The following is a 21325-nucleotide window of genomic DNA, read 5'->3' on the forward strand; positions in this document are numbered from 1 at the left end:
TTGAACAAAGAAGGGAAGACGATACAAGTCCGTCTCCCCTTCACAGTCTGGCTGATGCCGACTTAAGTATCGAAATTTAAGAAAATCCTTATTTCTTCTTGACTTTAAACACAGAATCTCAATGGTTGAATTCTGAAATGATAGAAACTCAACCTTCCTGACTTTCCCTCATCAATCCTCAAAATTCACATTGATAAAGGTCGCAATCCCGAATAGCGGTCCGCTTCTCAGGTATTTCCCGTTTTCAAATGCAACACCCAGTTCCAGCCTGAAAATCCGGAACAAATTGTCCAGAGAATAGCCAATTTCAGTATAGTGAGGCGAGTTTTCGGTTTTCAGGTAATTGACAAAAATGTTTTCCCGGACACCCGAATACCTCAGCATCGGCAATTGGGTCAGCAAAAACTTTCGAAACTGATAATGTGCAATCCCTGATATATAATTGGAATTTGTGCTGTACTTGTAATAGTCCATGAAACGGTAGTTGGAGGCAGGTCCGAAATTTGAAAAAATGGTCCTATTACCGCCGAAATGCTTGAAATCCTGAAAATAGACGTGATCATTATTAAGGAAACCTCCGGCTGTAACATTGAAATCCAGCTTGCCACTGGCCCCAAACCGAATATCATGCTTCAGCCCAACTTCAAGCAAATCAAATTTTGATGCATTAACTGAAGTCGTTAACTCCCGAAAAGCCTTTTGATACATAAATGTGATCAAAGGCGACCGTTCAAAGTTTGGGGACTTCCTTCCATTTCGGATAGTATAGGTCAATCCCGGTCTCCACTCTACCGAAGTTTGAAGCTTAGCGATTTGGTTGTTTTGAAATGCTAAGTCCGCTGCCTCCACGTTTTCGGGTCGGTTGGGGGTATATTCTCTTTCTGGCTTGTTATAAAAGGAGTAATCGGAATTGTTAACCAATTCCTTTCTCTCTGCCCAGGTGAAATTGACCCGATAAGTCAGTCCATAATTGACACGGTGCGACCAATACACTCTTGCAAAATCCTGCTCAAAGAGTTTCATGTTGTTTCTTCGAACCAATAAGGAGTAGGCGGCATTGACCTGCTCTTGGATGGGTTCTTCCGAGTTGAATTGGTAGATATACCTTCCCCCTTCGATTCCCCAGGTTTGGCCAGAAGTGGGTTGTGTATGCGACCATCGAAAGTCAACTTTTCCATAAAACCGGTCACTGGAAAATCCATACCGAAGCTCGGGTTCGATATTGAAACTTTTACGCGTTCTGTTGACGCTGTCTGCGAGTTTGACTTCAGAATATTTTCTGTAGAAAAAGCCCATCCCAACTTTCCAGCCCTCGACAGTATTGAAGGAAATTTTGGTCAGGTTTTCTTTGAAACCCATAGAAACGCCTTTTCCAAAGGAATAAGACCCTCCTGTCAATACTTCCAGAGGCTTGAAACCCTTTCTGGCTTTTTTTGCCACCGAATCGACTTCACTCATTTTGGCGGTTTCTACAGTTGCAAGGCTGTCGTCTCGCTTATATCCCTCGATTTCCTTGACTGTCAAGGGCACTGGCCGGATGCTGTCCCAATAGGCTAGCCCTCTTTTTTTGGCCAAGGAATCCACACTATAATTTCGCTCCGATACGACATCTTGCTTTTCGGCTACCTGCTGCTCTTGGAGGGACTCCTTTTCATATTCATTGAGGAGTTTTCGGTATTCCTTTCGGGTCTTGGGCTCCTCACTGGCCAATTGCTCCAGGGCAGAAATCGATTTGTCAAATTTTGGTATGTCCTGAGGAACATCCTGAACCTTTTCATCAATAATTTCCGGAACGGCTGCCAAATCGGGGTTGAGCGTCACTTCATATTCCCTGGTAGATGCGAGGTATTTGAATTCTCCGGCAAAGCCAAAAATTTTCCCGCCAAAGGTATAGCTGTGGGTCAGCGGCATCCAGACATTGGTAGCCACAGGTGCATATTGCTGTTTTGCAGAGATCTGAAAACCCAAAAGTGATGTTTTCAGGTCTAGGCTGTGAATCGCCCAAAGATCCTCGATGATATAAATGTATCCTTCAAAAACCCGCTCTCCTCTTGATCGGGGCGTCACTTTGATTTTGCTTACCATCACTTCCTGATCAAAAAAACTCCCCTCGTATTTAAACTGATAATACTGGAAGGCATATCGGGACAGTGGCGAAACAATCTCGTTGATCTGATCCTGGTAAAATGAAGTCTGGATATAAGGTGCCGGCGAAGTCCCTTGGTTATCTCCATTGGTACGGATGGAAATGACTTTTTCTTCTACTTTGTCGGGAAGCGTAAATGTAATCCTAGACACAGATTCCGAAGTATAGGCTTCGTTGAGTTTTAGCCCTTCCTCTTCCAAAGTTTTCTTCATGAAAAACGGTGCATCGGTCAGCTGACCGGTCCCTTTTAGGTAAACAGTTGTGGAATACGTTTGGAGCTGCATCCGGTGATATTTTGCCTTTGAGATTGCTTTTCGCATGATGGTCAAAGCCGGATCCTCAGCTCCAGCCCGCACTTCCACTTCGCTGAGGTTATATACCTGCTGCTCCAGACTAAAATTCAATTCCACCCAGGCGTCCTTGACTTCGACAGTTTCCAATTGCGACTTATATCCGAGAAACTGGACAATGACGTCATAAAAGCCAGGCTTTAACCGAAATTCATACAGACCGTTTTCATTGGTCGGGACACCGTCTTCCAGATTCCTGATATACACCGAGGCAAACGGCAGCGGCTCGCCGTCCTGACTGGAGACTTTTCCCCGAATACCCTGGGCAAAAGAAAAATTCTGAAATCCCAGAAAAAGTAGCGTCAGACAAAGGAATAGATTTCTAGTCATCGTGTTCTAATAAAAGTTGGTTTTGCTTTTTTATAAAGATAGAGATGTAAAAATTCACCCAAAGGTTGTATTGCCAGTTTTAAGATGATTTTAGAATTGGGCCAACGCAAAAATAAAACGTCCTAAACTTTGGAATTCGGAAAGTTATTCCTGAATTCTGACCTTCGAAAGAAACAATGCTTGCGCAAGCATGTGCATTGAGTAACTTGATTGCTTGGCTCAAAATCTGGGATCTGATAAGCAACTCCCTTGAAAACAAGCTCGTTTTAGTAGTTTTAAAAATAATGAAACACCCTCGGTTTTTGAAACCTTTAATCCTCTCGACTCAGCTTGCCCTGGTTATGCTTTTTTCCTGCCAGGAAAAAATCAAAAAACAGCCTACGCTTTTTCAGGAAATCCCAGCAGAAATCTCCGGGGTGGATTTCCGAAATGACCTCAGTTTTGATGAGAAATTCAATGTCTTCACTTACCGAAACTATTACAATGGCGGTGGTGTGGCGATTGGAGATGTGAACAACGATGGGCTCGCTGATCTTTATTTCACTGGCAATCTGAGTCCAAACAAACTTTACCTGAACAAAGGTGATTTCAAATTTGAGGATGTCACCCAAAAATCTGGAACCGCCGGAACCCGGGCTTGGAGTACCGGTGTGGCAATGGCTGATGTGAATGGAGACGGCTGGTTGGACATTTATGTCTGCAACTCCGGCGATATTTCAGGAGACAACAAACAAAACGAACTCTTCATCAATCAAAGAGACGGCACTTTTTTGGAGCAGGCTGAGGCTTTCGGGCTGGCCGATCAAGGATATTCCACACATGCTGTTTTCTTTGATTACGACAAAGACGGGGATCTCGATGTCTACCTGCTCAACAATTCCTATCAAGCTATCGGCTCCTTCAACAAAATGCAAAACGAGCGGATCAAGCGTGATCCTGTTGGAGGAGACAAACTGTTTCGAAATGACGGAGAGAAATTTACCGATGTAAGTGAAGCAGCGGGAATCTACGGTTCGACCATCGGATTTGGATTGGGAATTACCATAGGTGATGTCAATCAGGACACCTGGCCGGATATCTTCATTTCCAATGATTTTTTTGAGCGGGATTATCTATATATCAACAATCAGGACGGAACATTTACCGAATCGGCAGAGCAAGCGATGCGTTCGCTCAGTACCTCATCAATGGGAGCCGATATTGCAGATATCAACGGGGATGGGCTTTTGGATATTTTCGTCACGGATATGCTTCCCCAGCCGCTTCCACGAATGAAACAAGTGACGATGTTCGATAATTGGGACAAGTTCCAGTTTAATAAGAACCACGGATACCATTACCAGTTTTCTCGAAACATGCTTCATGTAAACAACGGAGACGGCACATTCAGTGAACTGGGGCGATTAACCAATATGGAAGCCACAGATTGGAGTTGGGGAGCGTTGATCTTCGACATGGACAACGATGGCCGAAGGGATCTTTTCGTGGCAAATGGAATCTATCAAGATATCACGGATCAGGATTACCTCAACTTCATCGACAATGAGGAAACCAAGATAAAAATCATTTCCCAGAATGGAGTTGACTACAAAGCCTTGATCGATCCCATTCCGATCAATCCCGTCTCGAATTACGCATTCCGAAACTTGGGCGATCTGAACTTTGAAAATAAGGCAAATGCCTGGGGCCTTGACCTTCCCAATCATTCAAATGGTTCCGCCTATGGTGATCTGGACAATGACGGCACATTGGATCTGGTGATAAGCAATGTGAATAAACCAGCCCAAATCTTCAAAAATCAGGGAAAAACACTTAATTCAGGACAACATTCCATTCAGTTTCAACTGATCGGAAAAGGAAAAAACACCCAGGCAATCGGAACTCAAATCCGGGCTAAATCCGGAAACAAAATCTTCTATGCCGAACAGATGCCGAATCGCGGGTTTCAATCTTCGGTAGATCCAAAAATTACACTGGGACTTGGTGATCTTGTCCAGCTGGAATCCATCGAAGTTCTATGGCCGGATGGCAAATTCACAGAACTGGAAAATCAGCACGTTGACCAACTTTTGACATTGAAATGGGAGGAAGCCATTGACCTTCCTGAGGGTAAATCTTTCTTTGAAAAACCTTCAGGATCTCAATTTGAAAGGGTCGAAAATCCGGGTTTGGAATTCATTCATTCCGAAAACTCTTATGTGGATTTCGACCGGGACCGCCTGACCTATTTTATGTTTTCCACCGAAGGACCTGCATTTGCAAAAGCTGATGTCAACGGAGACGGACTGGAAGATCTCTTTTTCGGAGGAGCAAAGACTTTTCCTGGCAAACTTTTCCTGGCAAACCGCAATGAAAAATACTTTGATAGCTCTCAGCCAGCATTTATGGAAGATGCACTTTCTGAGGATACTGATGCCTTGTTTTTCGATGCGGACAGCGATGGTGACTTGGATTTGTTTGTTGCTTCCGGTGGAAATGAATCAGGTTTTGGCTCGCCGGATTTGGCTGACCGACTGTATCTCAATGACGGAAAAGGAAACTTTACCAAAAACCCGCAAGCCGGGTTTGCCTCAGTTTTTGGAAGCAGCAGTACCGTGAAACCAATCGATATCAACGAGGACGGAGCCTTGGACCTTTTCGTCGGAGGGAGACTGGTTCCCTTCACCTATGGCGCTCCTGCCAGCAGTCAACTTTGGATCAATGACGGTAAAGGCAATTTCACCGAGCAATCCGCCTCGGTCGCGCCGGCATTGAAGAATCTGGGAATGGTCACAGACTCCCAGATCCTTGACTGGAATGGGGACGGAAAAAACGACCTTGTGGTAGTAGGCGAATGGATGGCTCCAACCTTCTTCAAAAACACCGGAGGAAAGTTGGAAAAAGTAGAAATGCCAAACTTGGCCAACTTGAAAGGCTGGTATCGGGTGGTAGAAATCGGGGATTTTGACGGAAATGGCTTTCCTGATTTGGCCTTGGGAAACCACGGACTCAACAGCAGATTTAAGGCTTCGCCTACCTCGCCAGTTAGTTTATTTTTGAATGATTTTGACCAAAACGGGGCCATTGAACAGATTTTTACACAAAAAATCGGCGAAGTCCAAGTGCCGTATACGCTCAAACACGACCTTGAAAGGCAGGTACCAGGCATCAAGAAAAAGTACATCCGCCATGCTGACTACAATAACAAATCCTTGGAGGAGATTTTTCCCAAAGATGTCATTGACAAGTCAATCATCCAGGAAGTCAACCATCTGGAATCGGGGATCTTGCTGAACAAAAGTGAGGGGCATTTTGAATGGAAAACCTTCCCAAGAATGGCTCAAAAGTCCTGGACATTTGCCATTCAGGTACTTGATATCAATGAAGACGGTAAACCAGACTTGATCCTTGGAGGAAATCTGGCCCAGGCAAAACCTGAAATAGGGAAGTTTGACGCGAGTTTTGGGGAAGTCTTGCTTGGAAATGGTGACGGAACTTTCAACTTCAGTCCTAACCGTGAAAATGGCCTGAAACTGGAAAGAGATGTCAGAGCCTTTTCCCTTTTGGGAGAAAAGCAGATTTTGGTGGTGAAAAACAGCGCAGCTGCTGAGATATGGAGCTATTGATGGGCGCACTTTCGGTTTGAAGACGTCTCAGAATCGGCCAGAGTAAATAGAGACAGAGGCTGGTCGGTAAAAATTACCCATTGTTTACCTCGGTGGAAATTCCATTCTTGGAGTCCAGGCAACGGAGCTTTGCTCAGGATTAGGTAAAAACCTGAATAAAATCATTTGGGATTGGAACCCATATAATTAGCTTTGAACTCGGACTTTGCAATAGGATTCGTAGCGAGGGTTCAAACCGCAAGAAAATCAGTCACTTTGGATCCCGATAGCTATCGGGAGAAAAGTGAAGCGTAGCGACTGATTTTGAGGTGGTTTGAAGCCGCAGTAGATTTCCTAATGCAAATTTCGAGTTATAACCTCATGTAAGTTGATCAAACCCAATCGCCCGTCAAGGGAAATCCATCGTCAACTTAAAATTGAAAAACCCACTATGAGTACCCTAAGAATTACCCTTTTAGCCCTGGTATTAATCAGCGCTTTCTCAGCATGCCAAAAACCGGCAGATTTCTCCCAGGTCATCAGTGATGGGCAGTATTTCCACCAGGCCCAAAACCGGATTACCGAAGTCATCATCCATGACATCTTCTCCCCACCTGTCGCCACCCGGATTTATTCCTATGCTTCTCTGGCTGCTTTTGAAGTGGCAGCTGCAAGCGATCCTGCCAATTATGCACCGCTTATGGGGCAGTTAAACGGTTCCGAAGCTTTGAATCTAACTGTTCCGGAAAATGTCTACCCGCCTTTGGCGGCTTTGGCGGCCTATTATCACATGGGAACGGCATTGATTTTCTCCGAAGAAATGATGCATGAACAGCGCGACAAAGTCTTTGCAGAACTGAAGGAAAAAGGAATTCCGGATGAGGTGTTTGAAGCCTCTGTCAAGTTTGGGCAGGAGGTAGCTGAAAAAGTGAGAGATTACTCCAAAAAAGACAATTACCACCAGAGCCGCTCATTCCCAAAATACACGGTAGTCAATCAGCCCGAAACTTGGCAGCCTACTCCTCCTGCCTACATGGAGGCCGTGGAACCACACTGGAACAAAATCAGGACTTTCGCTCTGGATTCAGCGGCACAATTCAAGGCTGGGCCACCACCGGCATTCTCGACTGATCCTTCATCAGAGTTTTACAAAATCGCCAAAGAAGTATATGAGGCAAAAGTAAATATGACCGATGATCAAAAAGACATCGCCATGTTTTGGGACTGCAACCCTTACAAGATGAATGTCAAAGGCCACGTGATGTTTGCCGAGAAAAAGATTACCCCTGGCGGACACTGGATGAGCATTGCCTCCATCGCAAGCAAAGCATCCGGAAAAGACTGGAAAGGAACTGTCGAGGCTTATGCACTCACAGCGATTTCACTGAACGAGGCATTCATCTCCTGCTGGGATGAAAAATACCGCACTAAGCTCATCCGTCCCGAAACCTATATCAATCAGCATATCGATGAAGAATGGGTTCCTTTGCTCCAAACACCTCCTTTTCCAGAGCATACCAGCGGGCACAGTGTAGCCTCCACTGCTGCTGCTTTTACATTGACCCAACTATTCGGAGACGAAATACACATCGTGGATAGCTCGGAAGTGGCCTATGGGCTTCCCATCCGAGAGTTTAACGGATTTACGGCAATGGCACAGGAGGCTGCGATCAGCCGTTTTTATGGAGGGATTCACTACATGCCTGCGATCACTGAAGGAAGTATCCAGGGAAAACAGGTCGGTGAACTGATCTGGAAAAAAATCTCAACCAAGCCCAAACAGGTGGCGATGAAAAAGTAAAACGAAAATCCCCGAGAGTGATACTTTCGGGGATTTTTATTCATAGAGCTTCCTATCCAAGATATACTCCTCGACTTTGTCCGGAAGCAAGTACTTCACCGAATAGCCTTCTTGAATGGACTTTCGGATAAACGTCGCAGAGATGTCCAAAAGCGGGGCATCGATTGTTGTGATTCTGGGGTGATCAAAGCCTTTGGTTTCTCCCGGCCTAGGATAGACAAAGATTTCATAATTGTCCAAAATGGCCTGATGGTTTTTCCATTTGTGGAAATGGGTCAAATTGTCCGAACCCAAAAAAAGACAAAACTGGTGCTGAGGATACTGGTCACTGAGGTAAGTGAGGGTATCTATCGTATAGCTAGGCTTGGGCATGCGAAACTCCACATCACTGGCCCGAAAGTGAAAATGATCCGCAATGGCCAGCTCGACCATCCTCAGGCGGTCAAACTCATGGATCAGGGATTGCTGCTTTTTAAAGGGATTTTGGGGGCTGACCACAAACCAAACTTCGTCTAGGTCAGTTCGCTCGTAGAGGATGTTGGCAATGATCAGATGTCCGATGTGGATCGGATTGAAGCTTCCGAAATACAGCCCAACCTTCATAATTACTTTGCCAAAAACTCAGAAACCAAGCGGACAGCTTCCTGAGAAGAGCGCTCAAAATCATCATTCAGGATTGTGACGTCAAACTGGGGCTCAAAAGTCATTTCAAACTTGGCTTTGTACAGCCTTCTGGAAAGCGATTCCGGAGTTTCGGTTCCTCGATCATTCAATCGGGAAGCAAGGGCTTCCATGGAGGGGACTTTCACATAAATCGCCAAAGCCTGAGGGCCAAAGTATTTTTTGAGAGCTAGCCCACCCTTTACATCCACGTCAAAAATCACTGCTTTGCCATTGTCCCAGATTCGCTGAACTTCTTCTTTGAGTGTGCCGTAAAAATTTCCCTCATAGACTTCTTCCCATTCTACAAACGAGTCCTCGTCTATTTTCTTTTTGAATTCATCAATGCTTAAAAAGTAGTAATCTCTCCCGTGCACTTCATGGCGACCTCTTTTGTCGCGGGTACAGGCCGAGATCGAAAATCCCAGATTGGGGACATGCTGAATGAGGTGCTTGACCAGGGAGGTTTTCCCAGATCCGGAAGGTGCTGAGAAAATAATTGCTTTTCCTTGGGTTTGGCTCATTTGCTTTCCTGGATCATCTGGCGGATCGAATCAGCCAATTCCGTGGGGACGGGTTGTTTGGTACATTTGGTTTTGAGCACATCTCGAATGGCTTGCTCCAGATGAAAATGTTCAAAGCAAGGCTGGCATTTGGCAAGTTTATCCTTAAGCACTTCTTTACCACTATCCCCGAGTTCACCGTCCAGAATGCTTTCGAGCAGCTGAAAGCACTTGCTCACATCATCGCACTGGAGCTTTCGCTCTCCGGATGCTTGATCGTTAATTTCCATGAGTAATCGTTTTAATCCTCCTCTTCTTCATCAGTATTGTAGCCCATCGATTGGGCGTATTCTTTCAGTTGATCTTTCAAAAGATTCCTGGCTCGGTGTAGCCTGGATCTTACCGTCCCGATCGGAATATCGAGAATCTTGGCCATTTCTTCGTAGGTAAATCCCTCCAAATCCGCCAAAATGATCACCGTGCGAAAGTCCACAGCCAGTGCATTGAGCGCATTGGAGATCTCATCTCCGAGCATATCCTTGACCGATTCCGCCCTGAGATCAGTAGTACTTTGATAGTCAACATCATCGGAGTTGTAGAAAGTTTCAACCTCCTGATAATCTACTTTGGCAGGTTGCTTACTTTTCTTTCGGTACTCGTTGATAAAGCTGTTTTTCAGGATTCTGAAAAGCCAAGCTTTGGCATTGGTACCCTGCTCAAAGGAGTTGATAAACCGAAAAGCTTTCATGTAGGTGTCCTGCACGAGGTCTTTGGCATCATCCTCGTCAAAGGTGAGCCTAAATGCAAAATTGTACATGGAATCTATGTGCGGCATAAACTCCCCATCGAAGATGGCCGTTTTCTCTTCCTGAGAATATTTCCTTCGCTGTACTTCAGACATAAGGTTCAAAAGTAGTGATTGGCCCAATTTATAACCAGTAATTGAACCAAAAGTCAGCTTATTTAATTTATTTTGTTGTAGATAAAGTTCCAAGTCCAGGGCGAAAATCTCCCATCAACAGTTATTTGCTATGTTTTTCTTTAGGCTATTGTCCTACTTGCCTCTTTCTGTTTTATATCTTTTTTCGGATCTGATTTACCTCATTGCCCGATATGTGGTCGGCTACCGCAAAAAGGTGATCGACGAAAATCTGGAATTTGCATTCCCAAAGAAATCCCCCGAAGAGCGGAAAAAGATAAGGAATAAATTCTACAGGAATTTCACCGATGCCTTTTTCGCTGAAACGCTCAAGATGCTGACCATTTCAGAAAAAGAACTCCGCCGAAGGTTCCATGTCACCAACCAGGAAATCATCGATGCGGAAGTCCAAAAGGGAAAAAGTGCACTGATGATGGCAGGTCACATTTTCAATTGGGAAATGGCAATTTTAGGTGTTGCCTTAAACACCAAAGTTACCGCAGAAACGGTCTACCTGAAGCTGAACAATGCTTTTTACAACCAGCTGATGCTGAACATCCGCACACATTTTGGCGGAGTGATGACTGAAAAAAAAGAGTTTCGAAAAAGCATGATCACCATGCGAAGCCAGCCCAGAATTGTGCATTTGGCTGCCGATCAACGGCCCCCCAAATCCGAAAACCGCTACCAGCGTGAATTCTTAAACCGGCCTGCCTATTTCTTCGAAGGAGGAGAGTTTATGTCAAAAAAAATGCTGCTACCTGTTTTTTTCGGAACAATGACAAAAGTGAAACGGGGTCATTACCAATTTGAATTTGCCAAAGTGGCCGAACCCCCTTATGAATCACACCTTCCCCACAGCATTACAGATGAGTTTTGCCATCGATTGGAAACCAATATCCGGAATCAACCAGAATTATACCTTTGGAGCCACAAGCGATGGAAGTTGTAAACATGGCTTTTAACACTTCCATCTTAACAATCCAAAAGTACCCTTGATAATCCAGAAATCGCCAGATCACTAATCCTGACGCTAATTAAGTCTTCCAAAAGTTCCAATTAGATTAAAATCCATATGGAAGAGACACTTTTACAATTCTTTCCCTGAAACTTCCTTTATTGTACCGCTTATCGGCCTGATTAAATCCTGAAAATTATACCACAGGAGAAATTACTATCTTTCTTAGCTATGGTTTTGATTATGGGAACACTCCACTAATTCCCTGGCCGCCAAGTTTGTCACCCCCCAACCCAAAATCAATCTGAATGCTTTTCTTCAGGCTAGTGTCCTATCTCCCACTACCAGTTTTGTACTTTATTACGGACTTGGTCTATATAGTTGTCCGGTTCATTTTAGGCTATCGCAAAAAAGTCATTGATGAGAATCTGCTCTATGCTTTCCCTGAAAAATCCCAAAAAGAGCGAATAGAAATCCGAAACCGTTTTTATCGGAATTTCGCTGATTCAATAGCAGAAACCATCAAATTACTTACCATCTCCGATGCAGAATTAAAAAAACGGTTTGTCCTGATTGACAATCATTTACCGGAACAGGCCGTTATGTCAGGGATTAGCGCAGTCATGACGGCAGGCCATATGTTCAACTGGGAAATGGCGATTCAGGCCATCGCACAACAGTCCCAGGTAACCACAGAAACTGTCTATCTAAAACTCAACAATCCGTTTTTCAATAAGTTGATGCTCGAAATCAGAGTCAGGTTTGGAGGTGTACTCACCGAAAAAAATGAATTTCGGAGGAAAATGCTAAGCCTTAAAAAGAACCCAAAAATTGTCCAGCTGGCCTCTGATCAAAGACCTCCTATTTCACAAAAAAAATATAAGAGGGAGTTTATGAACCGACAGGCGCTATTCTTCGAAGGCGCAGAAGTACTTGCAAAAAACATGGGCTTACCGGTGTTTTTCGGAAGGGTGACAAAGGTAAAAAGAGGGTACTACTACTTGGAATTTTTCAACATTGCCTCGCCTCCTTATGAGAATGCTCCGCCTCACAGCATTACAGATTCATTTTGCGAAAGCTTGGAAGAGAATATTCGAAACCAACCGGATTTGTACCTTTGGAGTCACAAGCGATGGAAGGTTTAGAATAGGGGTTGGAAGATTGAAAAATTGCAAAATTGAAAGATTCCACTGACCCAATCCCTTCAGGCTTTTATCTTGGCTCTTGCCTCTCGATTCTTGGCTCTTGATTCTATAATCTTGATACTTGAGTCTTACTACTTGATACTAAAAAATGGATTACCTCAAGGAATTGAACCCGCCACAATTACAAGCTGTCCAGCATACCGACGGTCCTGTGATGATCATTGCCGGTGCAGGCTCGGGCAAAACCCGGGTACTCACTTACCGGATCGCCCATCTGATCTACGCCAAAGGAATCGATCCGTTCAATATTCTATCGCTCACTTTTACCAACAAGGCAGCCGCTGAGATGAAACACAGGATCGAAACCCTAGTCGGACTCGAAGCGAGAAATACCTGGATGGGGACTTTTCACTCCATTTTTGCAAAAATCCTGAGAGTAGAATCTGCCAAAATCGGCTATCCGTCCAACTTCACCATCTACGACACAGACGATTCCAAATCCCTCATCCGGACCTTGGTCAAGGAAATGCGTCTGGACGACAAAGTGTACAAACCCAGCGTAGTACTGTCCCGAATCTCCGGAGCAAAAAACCGCCTGATTTCCTGGCAGGCTTATCAGGCTGATCTCTATGTCAAGGCCGATGATGAAGCAGCGATGAAACCCCGAATGGGAGAAATCTACCAAAAGTATCAGGAGCGCCTTTTCAAAGCCGGCGCGATGGACTTTGATGACTTGCTGTTCAATACCAATGTGCTTTTCCGGGACCACCTCGACGTACTCAACAAATACCAGCATCGTTTTAAATATGTGATGGTGGATGAGTTTCAGGACACTAACATTTCCCAATACCTGATTACCAAAAAACTTGCCGCTGTCCACCAAAACATCTGTGTGGTGGGTGACGACGCACAGAGTATTTATGCCTTTCGCGGAGCGGACATCCAGAATATCCTGAATTTCGAAAAGGACTACCCGGATCTCTTTGTGGTCAAACTGGAGCAAAACTACCGCTCTACCAAGACCATCGTCGAGGCCGCCAATTCGATCATCGACAAAAACAAAGCACAACTCAAAAAGCTCGTTTGGACCTCCAATCCCGAAGGTGATCTCATCGAACTGATCAAAGCTGCTTCAGATAATGAAGAAGGACGGATCGTTGCCAACATTATTTTCGAAGAGAAGAACAACAAAAAGCTTAACAACAGCGACTTCGCCATCCTCTATCGAACCAACTCCCAATCGAGATCGATGGAAGAAGCGCTCCGCAAAATGAACCTCACCTACAAGATTGTTGGCGGGCTTTCTTTCTACCAGCGGAAAGAAATCAAGGATCTGATGGCCTACATGCGCTTCACGGTCAATCCCGTGGATGAGGAAGCTTTCAAGAGGATCATCAATTATCCCAAGAGGGGAATAGGAGACACTTCAGTGGACAAAATCCTCGTCTCTGCCTACGAGCACGACATTCCCCTATGGGATGTGGTGCAAAATGCGCATAGCTTTTTGGGCGGAAAAGCGGGCAGTTCGGTGAGTGATTTCGCCACGATGATCAAGGCGTTCCAGATCGAAGTAGAGCGGAAAGATGCTTTTGAAGCTGCAAGCTCCATCGCCAAGCAGAGCGGCTTGCTCCGGGAACTGTATGAAGACAAGACCATCGAAGGGCTCAACCGCTACGAAAACGTCCAGGAATTGCTCAACGCAATCAAGGAATACGTCGACAATCCCGAAAATGAGGACAAAAGTCTGGGCTCCTTCCTGCAGGAAATCGCCCTGCTGACCGACAACGATCAGGACAAAGACAAAACCGATGCGATCACGCTGATGACAGTGCATGCTTCCAAAGGTTTGGAGTTTAAGCAGGTCTTTGTGGTCGGCATGGAGGAGGATCTTTTCCCCTCGCAGATGATGATGCAAAGCCGGGATGACCTCGAGGAAGAGCGGCGGCTTTTCTATGTGGCCACGACCCGTGCTATGGACAAATTATACCTGACCTATGCACTTTCCCGTTATCGGTTTGGGCGATTGCTCAATTGTGAACCAAGCAGGTTTCTGGAAGAAGTGGACCAAAATAGGATCAAAGTAAACAAGCGGATGGCCTCCAAAGAGATGCCGGGAGCATTGAGAAAAGAAGGTCTTCCGGGAACTGGCGGCTTCATCGGAATCAAAAAACAACCGGAGTCCAGACAGCCTATCCAACTGAAAATCCACACCCCATCCCCGGATTTCAAGCCAAGCAACACCAACAATCTCAAGGCTGATCAATTGGTGGAGCATCCAAAATTCGGTTTTGGAAAAGTGCAGAAAATTGAAACAGAAGGACTTAACAAAAAGGCAACGATCCAATTTGAGCATTTTGGAGAGAAAACATTATTGCTTAGCTTTGCCAAGCTCAGAATTATAGACTAATCACCTGCTTCCCTGTCCTTTGGTGATTTTTTGTTACCTTTTACAAGGCAAAAAACGGGAAGCATTATGGAGCACTCCGAACCTGAAAAACAAAATCTTATTTTGAAAGAATACGGCAAAAACATTCAACGCCTGGTAGATCATGTCACCGGCATTGAAGACCGTGAGAAGCGCACTCAAAGTGCCTACACCGTCATTGAAATCATCAAACAACTTAACCCTTCTGTCAAGCAGGAAAATGATCAGAAGCTTTGGGACGACATCTACATCATGTCTGACTTTAAGCTTGATGTGGACGGGCCATTTCCGATGCCGGAAAAAGAGCTTTTGGGAAAAAAACCCCAACCCGTTGGCTATCCAAAAGGTGAGGTGAAGTTCAAGCATTACGGCCGAAACATCGAAAAACTGATCGAAAAGGCCATCGAAATCGAAAATGACGAGGACCAGGAAACTGCCATCATCTACATCGGTCAGCTGATGCGAAGCTTTCACTCCACCTGGAACAGGGATAATTTCGACGACGGCATCATCCTGGACGATATCAAGACCCTCTCCAAAGGCAAGCTTCATATCGACTTGGAAAAGGTGAGAGAAAATGCACTTTTCGAATCAAACACCCGTCGGGATTTCAAAATCCCCCACATCGAAGAGGAACACGCCAAAAACAAGCGCCCAATCCAACAACACAAAAAAAATCACCGCAACAACGGTCATAATAATAAAAAACGAAGAAATTAATGGCATCCTTTCGCGTAACCGGGGGCACCCGATTAAAAGGTGAAATCATTCCTCAGGGAGCAAAAAACGAAGCACTTCAGATTATTTGTGCCGTCCTGCTTACTCCTGAAAAAGTAACGATCAACAAAATTCCAAACATCCGGGATGTCAACAAACTCATCGAGCTGTTGGCAGATATGGGAGTAAAAGTTCAGCAGCTTGGGCCTGAGTCTTACTCTTTTCAGGCAGACAATGTCAATCTGGATTACCTGGAAACAGAAGAATTCCTTCAAAAAGCTTCCGCACTCCGTGGCTCTGTCATGATTCTGGGCCCACTATTGGCCCGTTTTGGAAAGGGTAAACTTTCCAAGCCAGGAGGGGATAAAATCGGCCGCCGTCGCATGGATACCCACTTTTTTGGCTTCCAAAAGCTCGGAGCAGAGTTTCATTACGATGCCAAAAATGAGATCTTCCACATCGATGGCAAAAATCTGAAAGGAACTTACATGCTGTTGGACGAGGCCTCTGTGACCGGCACCGCCAACATCGTGATGGCAGCTGTCATGGCTGAAGGGAAAACCACCATCTACAATGCGGCATGCGAACCCTATCTGCAGCAACTTTGCGAAATGCTCAACCGAATGGGAGCCAAGATCACCGGCGTAGGTTCCAATTTGCTGAATATTGAAGGTGTCAAAGCACTTGGCGGTACGGACCACACCATGCTTCCCGATATGATTGAGATCGGATCTTTCATCGGAATGGCCGCAATGACAGGATCGGAAATCACCATCAAAGATTGCCAGATTCACCGCCTGGGGATTATTCCTGAGACATTCCGGAGAATGGGAATCCAGATGGAATTCCGAGGAGATGACATTCACATTCCTGCCCAGAAACACTACGAGATCGAAACGTTTATCGACGGGTCGATCCTCACAGTAGCAGATCAGATTTGGCCAGGCTTTACTCCGGATTTGCTTTCAATTATTCTGGTTACAGCCACTCAAGCCAAGGGCACGGTGCTGGTTCACCAGAAAATGTTCGAATCACGACTGTTCTTCGTGGATAAGCTGATCGACATGGGCGCGCAGATTATTCTTTGTGATCCACATCGCGCTACTGTAATCGGGCTGGACAGAAAGTACCCACTTCGAGGCATCAAAATGACATCCCCCGACATCCGGGCTGGTGTGGCACTGTTGATAGCTGCCATGTCTGCAAACGGTACTTCCGTGATAGACAACATTGAACAAATTGACCGCGGCTACCAAAATATCGACGAGCGACTCAATGCTTTGGGAGCCAAAATCGAGCGACTACCCTAAATCAAAGGGAGCTTAATTGCTCCCTTTTTCATTTTCAAAACAAATCCTTTTTTAGGCCTTGCGTCAGGAAATCACCGTTCAGCGTACACTTCCAGTCAATCTCCAGCCAAAAGATCACCATCTATTTGAGCCGGCTTTGACGGTTACTTTCGAAAGACTTTTCCCTGTTCACCTGAAAAATGTGTGGATCCTACAGGATACGGTTTTTTCTCCAGGAGAACTGCGGTTTTTTTCCAGTCACACCCACGTTTCCGGATTGGGATTCCCCCAGTTTGCAAAAAGGGCGGTTTTTTGTGCAACCAAAGCCTGGAAAACCATTCCAAAGGGCATGTGGGTCATCGATGAATGGAGTGCAAATTATTTTCACTGGATGACCGACTGTCTGCCAAGAATCTGGGAAGGCCTGGAAAGAGATCCCAAATGCCCGGTAATCCTGCCGGAATCGTTCAGAAGCCTCAGCTACGTGCAACAGACTTTGGAATTGCTCGGGATCAAAGTTGAGTTTTTCAAATCCAGGGAAAACCTCCTCGTGGAAACCTTGATTCTTACGGCAAGGACAGCTCCTTTTCCCCATTTTAATGTGCCACTTGCCCAAAAAACAAGAGCAGTATTGGGAAAAACAACCACTCAAATGCCCTGGAAAAAAGTTTACATCAGCAGAAAACTCGCCGACAAACGGAAAGTCCACAATGAACTGGATGTAGAGTTATTTTTAAGAAAAAAGGGATTTGAAATCGTCTACGCTGAAAAGCTGACTGTTCCCCAACAAATCCGGTTGATGTCAGAAACTGAACTTTTGGTATGCCTCCACGGAGCTGCTTTGACCAACATGCTTTTTATGCAGGAAGGGATGAAAATACTGGAACTTCGGAATATCAACGATTCAGTGACCCAGTGCTACTTCAATCTCTCCTCAGCTTTGGGTCTCAGGTATTTTTACACCCTCAACAAAGGTGATCACAAAGACACCATAATGACCGATTTCACGATAGATGTGAAAGCTTTGGGGGAAACTCTAGCTGAATTGGAAAAGTAAATCCAATAAAAAAACAGCTTAATTCAAGCCCAATTCCCCGATTCTCCATTTTTTTGGTATCTTCTAGGCCATTTAGCTCAACCCAGTTAACCTATGACCAAAAAGAAACTCCGTAGCCAGGAATGGTACGGCCGAACAGGAAAAGACGGTTTTATTTATAGATCCTGGATGAAAAACCAGGGATTGCCCCATCATCTTTTTGAGGGAGAAAAACCCGTGATCGGAATCTGCAATACCTGGTCTGAACTCACCCCATGCAATGCCCATTTCCGTGATTTGGCAGAATGCCTCAAGAAAGGCATCTGGGAAGCCGGCGGATTTCCCTTGGAATTTCCCGTGATGTCTTTGGGCGAGTGCTCGATCAAGCCCACCGCCATGCTTTTCCGCAACCTAATGTCAATGGATGTCGAGGAGAGCATTCGAGGCAATCCATTGGATGGAGTAGTGCTCATGTGTGGCTGTGACAAAACCACCCCCTCTCTGGTCATGGGAGCTGCATCGGTAGACATTCCTGCCTTGGTTCTTTCCGGCGGACCGATGTTGGTCGGGAGATTCAAGGGAAAAAAGATCGGTACCTCCGACATCTGGAGGTTTGCCGAAGATTTTAAAATGGGCAGACTTTCTCAGGAAGAATTCATTGAAGCTGAAGCTGCCATGTCCCGTTCTGTGGGCCACTGTGCACCGATGGGAACTGCCTCGACAATGGCAGCTATGGTGGAAGCACTGGGTTTGTCCTTGCCTGACAATGCCACGATTCCAGCAGCAGACTCCAGAAGAAAAGTTTTGGCTCATCTGACCGGAATGCGCATTGTGGAAATGGTCAGAGAGGACATGAAAATGAGCACCATTCTGACCCGCAAAGCCTTTGAAAACTCCATCATGGTCAATGCAGCTGTGGGAGGCTCAACCAATTTTATTCTCCACCTGACTGCCATCGCCAAGCGGATCGGGGTCGATATTGATCTGACGGATTTTGATCATTTTTCATCCAAAATCCCATTGATCGCCAATGTGCAACCTTCAGGTGAACATTGGGTGGAAGACCTATTCTATGCAGGAGGATTGCCTGCAGTCATGCGGGAAATCCAAAAACACCTCCACAACGACGCCCTGACTGTCAATGGCAAAACCATCGGAGAAAACATCTCCAAAGCTGAATGCTGGGACAGAAACCTGATCGGAACCCTGGAAAATCCCATCAAACCGGAATCCGGAATAGCTGTATTGAAAGGCAACCTCTGTCCAAATGGTGCGGTACTCAAACCTTCCGCTGCAAGTCCGGAATTGCTGACACATACCGGCCGGGCTGTGGTTTTTGAAAATATCGACGACTACAAAGCCAAAGTAGACGATCCCAACCTGGACATCGATGAGACCTGTATCATGGTCATGAAAAACGTGGGGCCAAAAGGCTACCCCGGTATGCCTGAAGTAGGCAACATGGGTTTGCCCAAAAAAGTCCTGGAAAAAGGTGTCAAAGACATGGTCCGGATTTCTGATGGACGAATGAGCGGAACCGGTTTTGGCACAGTGGTCTTGCACGTCTCTCCCGAATCAGCGATCGGAGGACCTTTGGCATTCGTGCAAAACGGAGATATGATTGAACTGGATGTTCCCAATCGAAGTTTGAATCTTTTGATTTCTGAGGAAGAATTTGAAAAGCGCCGAGCCAATTTTGAGCCTTTAAAACTCCCCTATGAGCGGGGTTATGTCAACCTTTTCCTCGACAAAGTAAACCAGGCGCATGAAGGAGTGGATTTTGATTTCCTGCAGGGAAGTTCAGGTTCGGAAGTAAAGAGAGATTCTCATTGATTTAGTTGTACTTAGACCTACCAGGTTTTTAAAACCTGGCAGGTCTTTTCACAGAAAAGAAATGAAAACACCAAAAGTCGCCATAATCACAGGAGCAGGACAAGGGATTGGGCTGGAAATTGCCCGCAGATTGTTGGAATCAGGTTCTCATGTCATCCTCAATGACCTGGAAAAAAGCCTGACTGAGGAGGCGGTCGCATCCCTGTCGCGAATGGGTAAAGGCTCTATCCTCGGTTGTTCCGGAGATTCCTCCACTGGGGAAGTCATTTCTGAATTGATTGATTTGGCAATGCATCATTTTGGGCACCTTGACCAAGTGGTAGCCAATGCGGGAATCACTCTTTTCGGCAACTTCCTGGACTATTCCCGAAAAGATTTCATGGAAGTCATGCGGGTCAATCAAGCCGGAACTTTCTTTTTGACCCAATCGGCTGCAAGAATCATGAAGGAACAAGCCAACGGTGGAGCGATTCTCCTTACCTCCTCGGTGACTGCCCACCAAAGCCATGAAAACCTCGCAGCCTATGCCATGAGTAAAGCTGCAATTGAAATGCTGGCAAAGAACCTTGTCATCGAACTTGCTCCTTTTGGGATTCGCATCAACACCATAGCTCCGGGTGCAACCTTGACTGAAAGGACTACTTCTGACCCAAATTATGTCACCACCTGGTCCAAGCTTACTCCCTTAGGACGTCCTGCAAATACTACCGACATTGCTGAGGCTGCAGCGTTTTTGCTTTCAGATGCTGCCAGGCATATCACTGGCCAGACACTGATTGTGGATGGCGGATGGACTTCAATTAGCCCCTCGCCTTATGCCTGAAAATCATTCCATCCTTCTTGAAAAAACGTTTGTCCTAAAAAGCCCAGCACCCTGGAAGCTTAAGGGCGAAGCAATTATTTTGATCTATAAATTCAAGAAGGAATGGGTTGAATCTCAGGGAAATCTTCCAAAACATCTATTAGGAAAATTCAATGGGGGATTGGGTTTCGTCATGATAGTCAATTACGAAAATAGCCCGGTCGGACCCTACCGCGAGGTTCTTTTTATCCCGGGAAAATTCCGGAAAACCAAAAAACTGGCAATCACCAAAATCTTTACAGACTCAGAAGTCAATACCCAAAATGGGCGGGTCAATTGGGGAATACCTAAGGAAACTCTGCCGATTGTATGGGAAAAAGAAAAAAATCTAGACAAGGTCACTATAATTAAGGATGGAGTCGCTGTTTTTTCGGCCGAATTTGAGACGGGAGGAATCCCATTTCCTGTGTCGACAGCATTATTACCCATGAGACTTTGCCAAACCTGGAATAAAGTAAAGTATTTCACCCGTCCTACCGGAACAGGAATTGGAAAGCTTACCAAAATCAAAAGTCTTGATTTAAATCCTGAATATTTTCCCGATATCCGTGGCCTCAAGCCGCTTTTTGCTGTTAAAGTGAATCCGTTCAATATGCGATTTCCTGAACCGACCTTTCACAATGAGTTCTTTTGATCTACCCTAGCTGCGGGGATTTTCTGAATGGAAAAATGTTGTTTTTTAAACTACTTTTCAAAAATCCATTCATCAACTCTACTATTTCCTATATTTATTCAAGGCTCTTTATCAGTTGATTGTCATTCAATAT

At 45.3% G+C, this 21325-nt stretch carries 16 protein-coding genes; 11 read left to right on the forward strand and 5 right to left on the reverse strand.

Annotation, left to right across the window (positions count from 1 at the left end):
- Positions 1-171: 171 nt before the first annotated feature.
- On the reverse strand, positions 172-2826 hold the full coding sequence (locus B0E43_RS30495; protein ID WP_077349800.1) for a DUF5686 and carboxypeptidase regulatory-like domain-containing protein: 2655 nt from the start codon (positions 2824-2826) through the stop codon (positions 172-174).
- A gap of 341 nt (positions 2827-3167) precedes the next feature.
- Here B0E43_RS30495 and B0E43_RS30500 point away from each other — a divergent pair, with 341 nt between their 5' ends.
- Positions 3168-6431, forward strand: a complete 3264-nt coding sequence (locus B0E43_RS30500; protein ID WP_371454687.1) for a VCBS repeat-containing protein — start codon at positions 3168-3170, stop codon at positions 6429-6431.
- Positions 6432-6861: 430 nt separating this feature from the next.
- Positions 6862-8211 carry a vanadium-dependent haloperoxidase gene (locus B0E43_RS30505; protein WP_077350068.1) on the forward strand — a complete coding sequence of 450 codons (1350 nt, stop codon included), beginning with the start codon at positions 6862-6864 and terminating at the stop codon, positions 8209-8211.
- Positions 8212-8247: 36 nt separating this feature from the next.
- Here B0E43_RS30505 and nadD read toward each other — a convergent pair whose 3' ends face one another.
- Genes nadD through B0E43_RS30525 form a run of 4 tightly spaced genes read right to left on the reverse strand, consistent with a single transcriptional unit; the run spans position 8248 to position 10275 of the window.
- Positions 8248-8814, reverse strand: coding sequence for a nicotinate (nicotinamide) nucleotide adenylyltransferase (gene nadD, locus B0E43_RS30510; protein WP_077349802.1), 567 nt, complete (start codon positions 8812-8814; stop codon positions 8248-8250).
- A 2-nt stretch (positions 8815-8816) separates the two neighbouring features.
- Positions 8817-9395 (reverse strand): guanylate kinase, encoded by a 579-nt coding sequence (gene gmk / locus B0E43_RS30515; RefSeq protein ID WP_077349804.1) that lies wholly within the window; start codon positions 9393-9395, stop codon positions 8817-8819.
- The gene (locus tag B0E43_RS30520; RefSeq protein WP_077349806.1) at positions 9392-9664 is read right to left on the reverse strand and encodes a mycothiol system anti-sigma-R factor; all 273 of its coding nucleotides are present in this window, start codon (positions 9662-9664) and stop codon (positions 9392-9394) included. Before B0E43_RS30520 ends, gmk begins: the two co-directional genes overlap by 4 nt.
- Positions 9665-9675: 11 nt before the next feature.
- The gene (locus tag B0E43_RS30525; protein ID WP_077349808.1) at positions 9676-10275 is read right to left on the reverse strand and encodes a sigma-70 family RNA polymerase sigma factor; all 600 of its coding nucleotides are present in this window, start codon (positions 10273-10275) and stop codon (positions 9676-9678) included.
- Positions 10276-10405: 130 nt separating this feature from the next.
- Here B0E43_RS30525 and B0E43_RS30530 point away from each other — a divergent pair, with 130 nt between their 5' ends.
- The 9 genes from B0E43_RS30530 (at position 10406) to B0E43_RS30570 (ending at position 21192) form a co-directional block, all read left to right on the forward strand.
- Positions 10406-11245 (forward strand): lysophospholipid acyltransferase family protein, encoded by an 840-nt coding sequence (locus B0E43_RS30530; protein ID WP_077349810.1) that lies wholly within the window; start codon positions 10406-10408, stop codon positions 11243-11245.
- 314 nt (positions 11246-11559) lie between these two features.
- A complete protein-coding gene (locus B0E43_RS30535) occupies positions 11560-12396 on the forward strand; it encodes a lysophospholipid acyltransferase family protein (RefSeq protein WP_077349812.1) in 837 nt (278 codons plus the stop codon).
- A gap of 148 nt (positions 12397-12544) precedes the next feature.
- Positions 12545-14803 carry an ATP-dependent helicase gene (locus B0E43_RS30540; RefSeq protein WP_077349814.1) on the forward strand — a complete coding sequence of 753 codons (2259 nt, stop codon included), beginning with the start codon at positions 12545-12547 and terminating at the stop codon, positions 14801-14803.
- Positions 14804-14869: 66 nt separating this feature from the next.
- A complete protein-coding gene (locus B0E43_RS30545) occupies positions 14870-15541 on the forward strand; it encodes a DUF4290 domain-containing protein (RefSeq protein WP_077349816.1) in 672 nt (223 codons plus the stop codon).
- Entirely contained in the window at positions 15541-16848 is a 1308-nt protein-coding gene (murA, locus tag B0E43_RS30550; RefSeq protein WP_077349818.1) for a UDP-N-acetylglucosamine 1-carboxyvinyltransferase, read from the forward strand. The genes B0E43_RS30545 and murA overlap by 1 nt, the downstream gene beginning before the upstream one ends.
- 58 nt (positions 16849-16906) lie before the next feature.
- A complete protein-coding gene (locus B0E43_RS30555; RefSeq protein WP_077349820.1) occupies positions 16907-17884 on the forward strand; it encodes a DUF563 domain-containing protein in 978 nt (325 codons plus the stop codon).
- Positions 17885-17977: 93 nt separating this feature from the next.
- On the forward strand, positions 17978-19696 hold the full coding sequence (locus tag B0E43_RS30560; protein ID WP_077349822.1) for an IlvD/Edd family dehydratase: 1719 nt from the start codon (positions 17978-17980) through the stop codon (positions 19694-19696).
- Positions 19697-19757: 61 nt separating this feature from the next.
- Positions 19758-20519, forward strand: a complete 762-nt coding sequence (locus tag B0E43_RS30565) for an SDR family NAD(P)-dependent oxidoreductase (RefSeq protein WP_077349824.1) — start codon at positions 19758-19760, stop codon at positions 20517-20519.
- On the forward strand, positions 20512-21192 hold the full coding sequence (locus B0E43_RS30570) for a hypothetical protein (RefSeq protein WP_077349826.1): 681 nt from the start codon (positions 20512-20514) through the stop codon (positions 21190-21192). The genes B0E43_RS30565 and B0E43_RS30570 overlap by 8 nt, the downstream gene beginning before the upstream one ends.
- Positions 21193-21325 lie beyond the last annotated feature (133 nt).

Source organism: Algoriphagus sp. A40 (genome assembly GCF_002002735.1).
Classification (GTDB): Bacteria; Bacteroidota; Bacteroidia; order Cytophagales; family Cyclobacteriaceae; genus Algoriphagus.

Bases quoted from the DNA above. Each gene is read 5' to 3' on its own strand.
- B0E43_RS30495 (WP_077349800.1), bottom strand. From the start codon at position 2,826: ATGACTAGAAATCTATTCCTTTGTCTGACGCTACTTTTTCTGGGATTT.
- B0E43_RS30500 (WP_371454687.1), top strand. From the start codon at position 3,168: ATGCTTTTTTCCTGCCAGGAAAAAATCAAAAAACAGCCTACGCTTTTT.
- B0E43_RS30505 (WP_077350068.1), top strand. From the start codon at position 6,862: ATGAGTACCCTAAGAATTACCCTTTTAGCCCTGGTATTAATCAGCGCT.
- nadD (WP_077349802.1), bottom strand. From the start codon at position 8,814: ATGAAGGTTGGGCTGTATTTCGGAAGCTTCAATCCGATCCACATCGGA.
- gmk (WP_077349804.1), bottom strand. From the start codon at position 9,395: ATGAGCCAAACCCAAGGAAAAGCAATTATTTTCTCAGCACCTTCCGGA.
- B0E43_RS30520 (WP_077349806.1), bottom strand. From the start codon at position 9,664: ATGGAAATTAACGATCAAGCATCCGGAGAGCGAAAGCTCCAGTGCGAT.
- B0E43_RS30525 (WP_077349808.1), bottom strand. From the start codon at position 10,275: ATGTCTGAAGTACAGCGAAGGAAATATTCTCAGGAAGAGAAAACGGCC.
- B0E43_RS30530 (WP_077349810.1), top strand. From the start codon at position 10,406: ATGTTTTTCTTTAGGCTATTGTCCTACTTGCCTCTTTCTGTTTTATAT.
- B0E43_RS30535 (WP_077349812.1), top strand. From the start codon at position 11,560: ATGCTTTTCTTCAGGCTAGTGTCCTATCTCCCACTACCAGTTTTGTAC.
- B0E43_RS30540 (WP_077349814.1), top strand. From the start codon at position 12,545: ATGGATTACCTCAAGGAATTGAACCCGCCACAATTACAAGCTGTCCAG.
- B0E43_RS30545 (WP_077349816.1), top strand. From the start codon at position 14,870: ATGGAGCACTCCGAACCTGAAAAACAAAATCTTATTTTGAAAGAATAC.
- murA (WP_077349818.1), top strand. From the start codon at position 15,541: ATGGCATCCTTTCGCGTAACCGGGGGCACCCGATTAAAAGGTGAAATC.
- B0E43_RS30560 (WP_077349822.1), top strand. From the start codon at position 17,978: ATGACCAAAAAGAAACTCCGTAGCCAGGAATGGTACGGCCGAACAGGA.
- B0E43_RS30565 (WP_077349824.1), top strand. From the start codon at position 19,758: ATGAAAACACCAAAAGTCGCCATAATCACAGGAGCAGGACAAGGGATT.
- B0E43_RS30570 (WP_077349826.1), top strand. From the start codon at position 20,512: ATGCCTGAAAATCATTCCATCCTTCTTGAAAAAACGTTTGTCCTAAAA.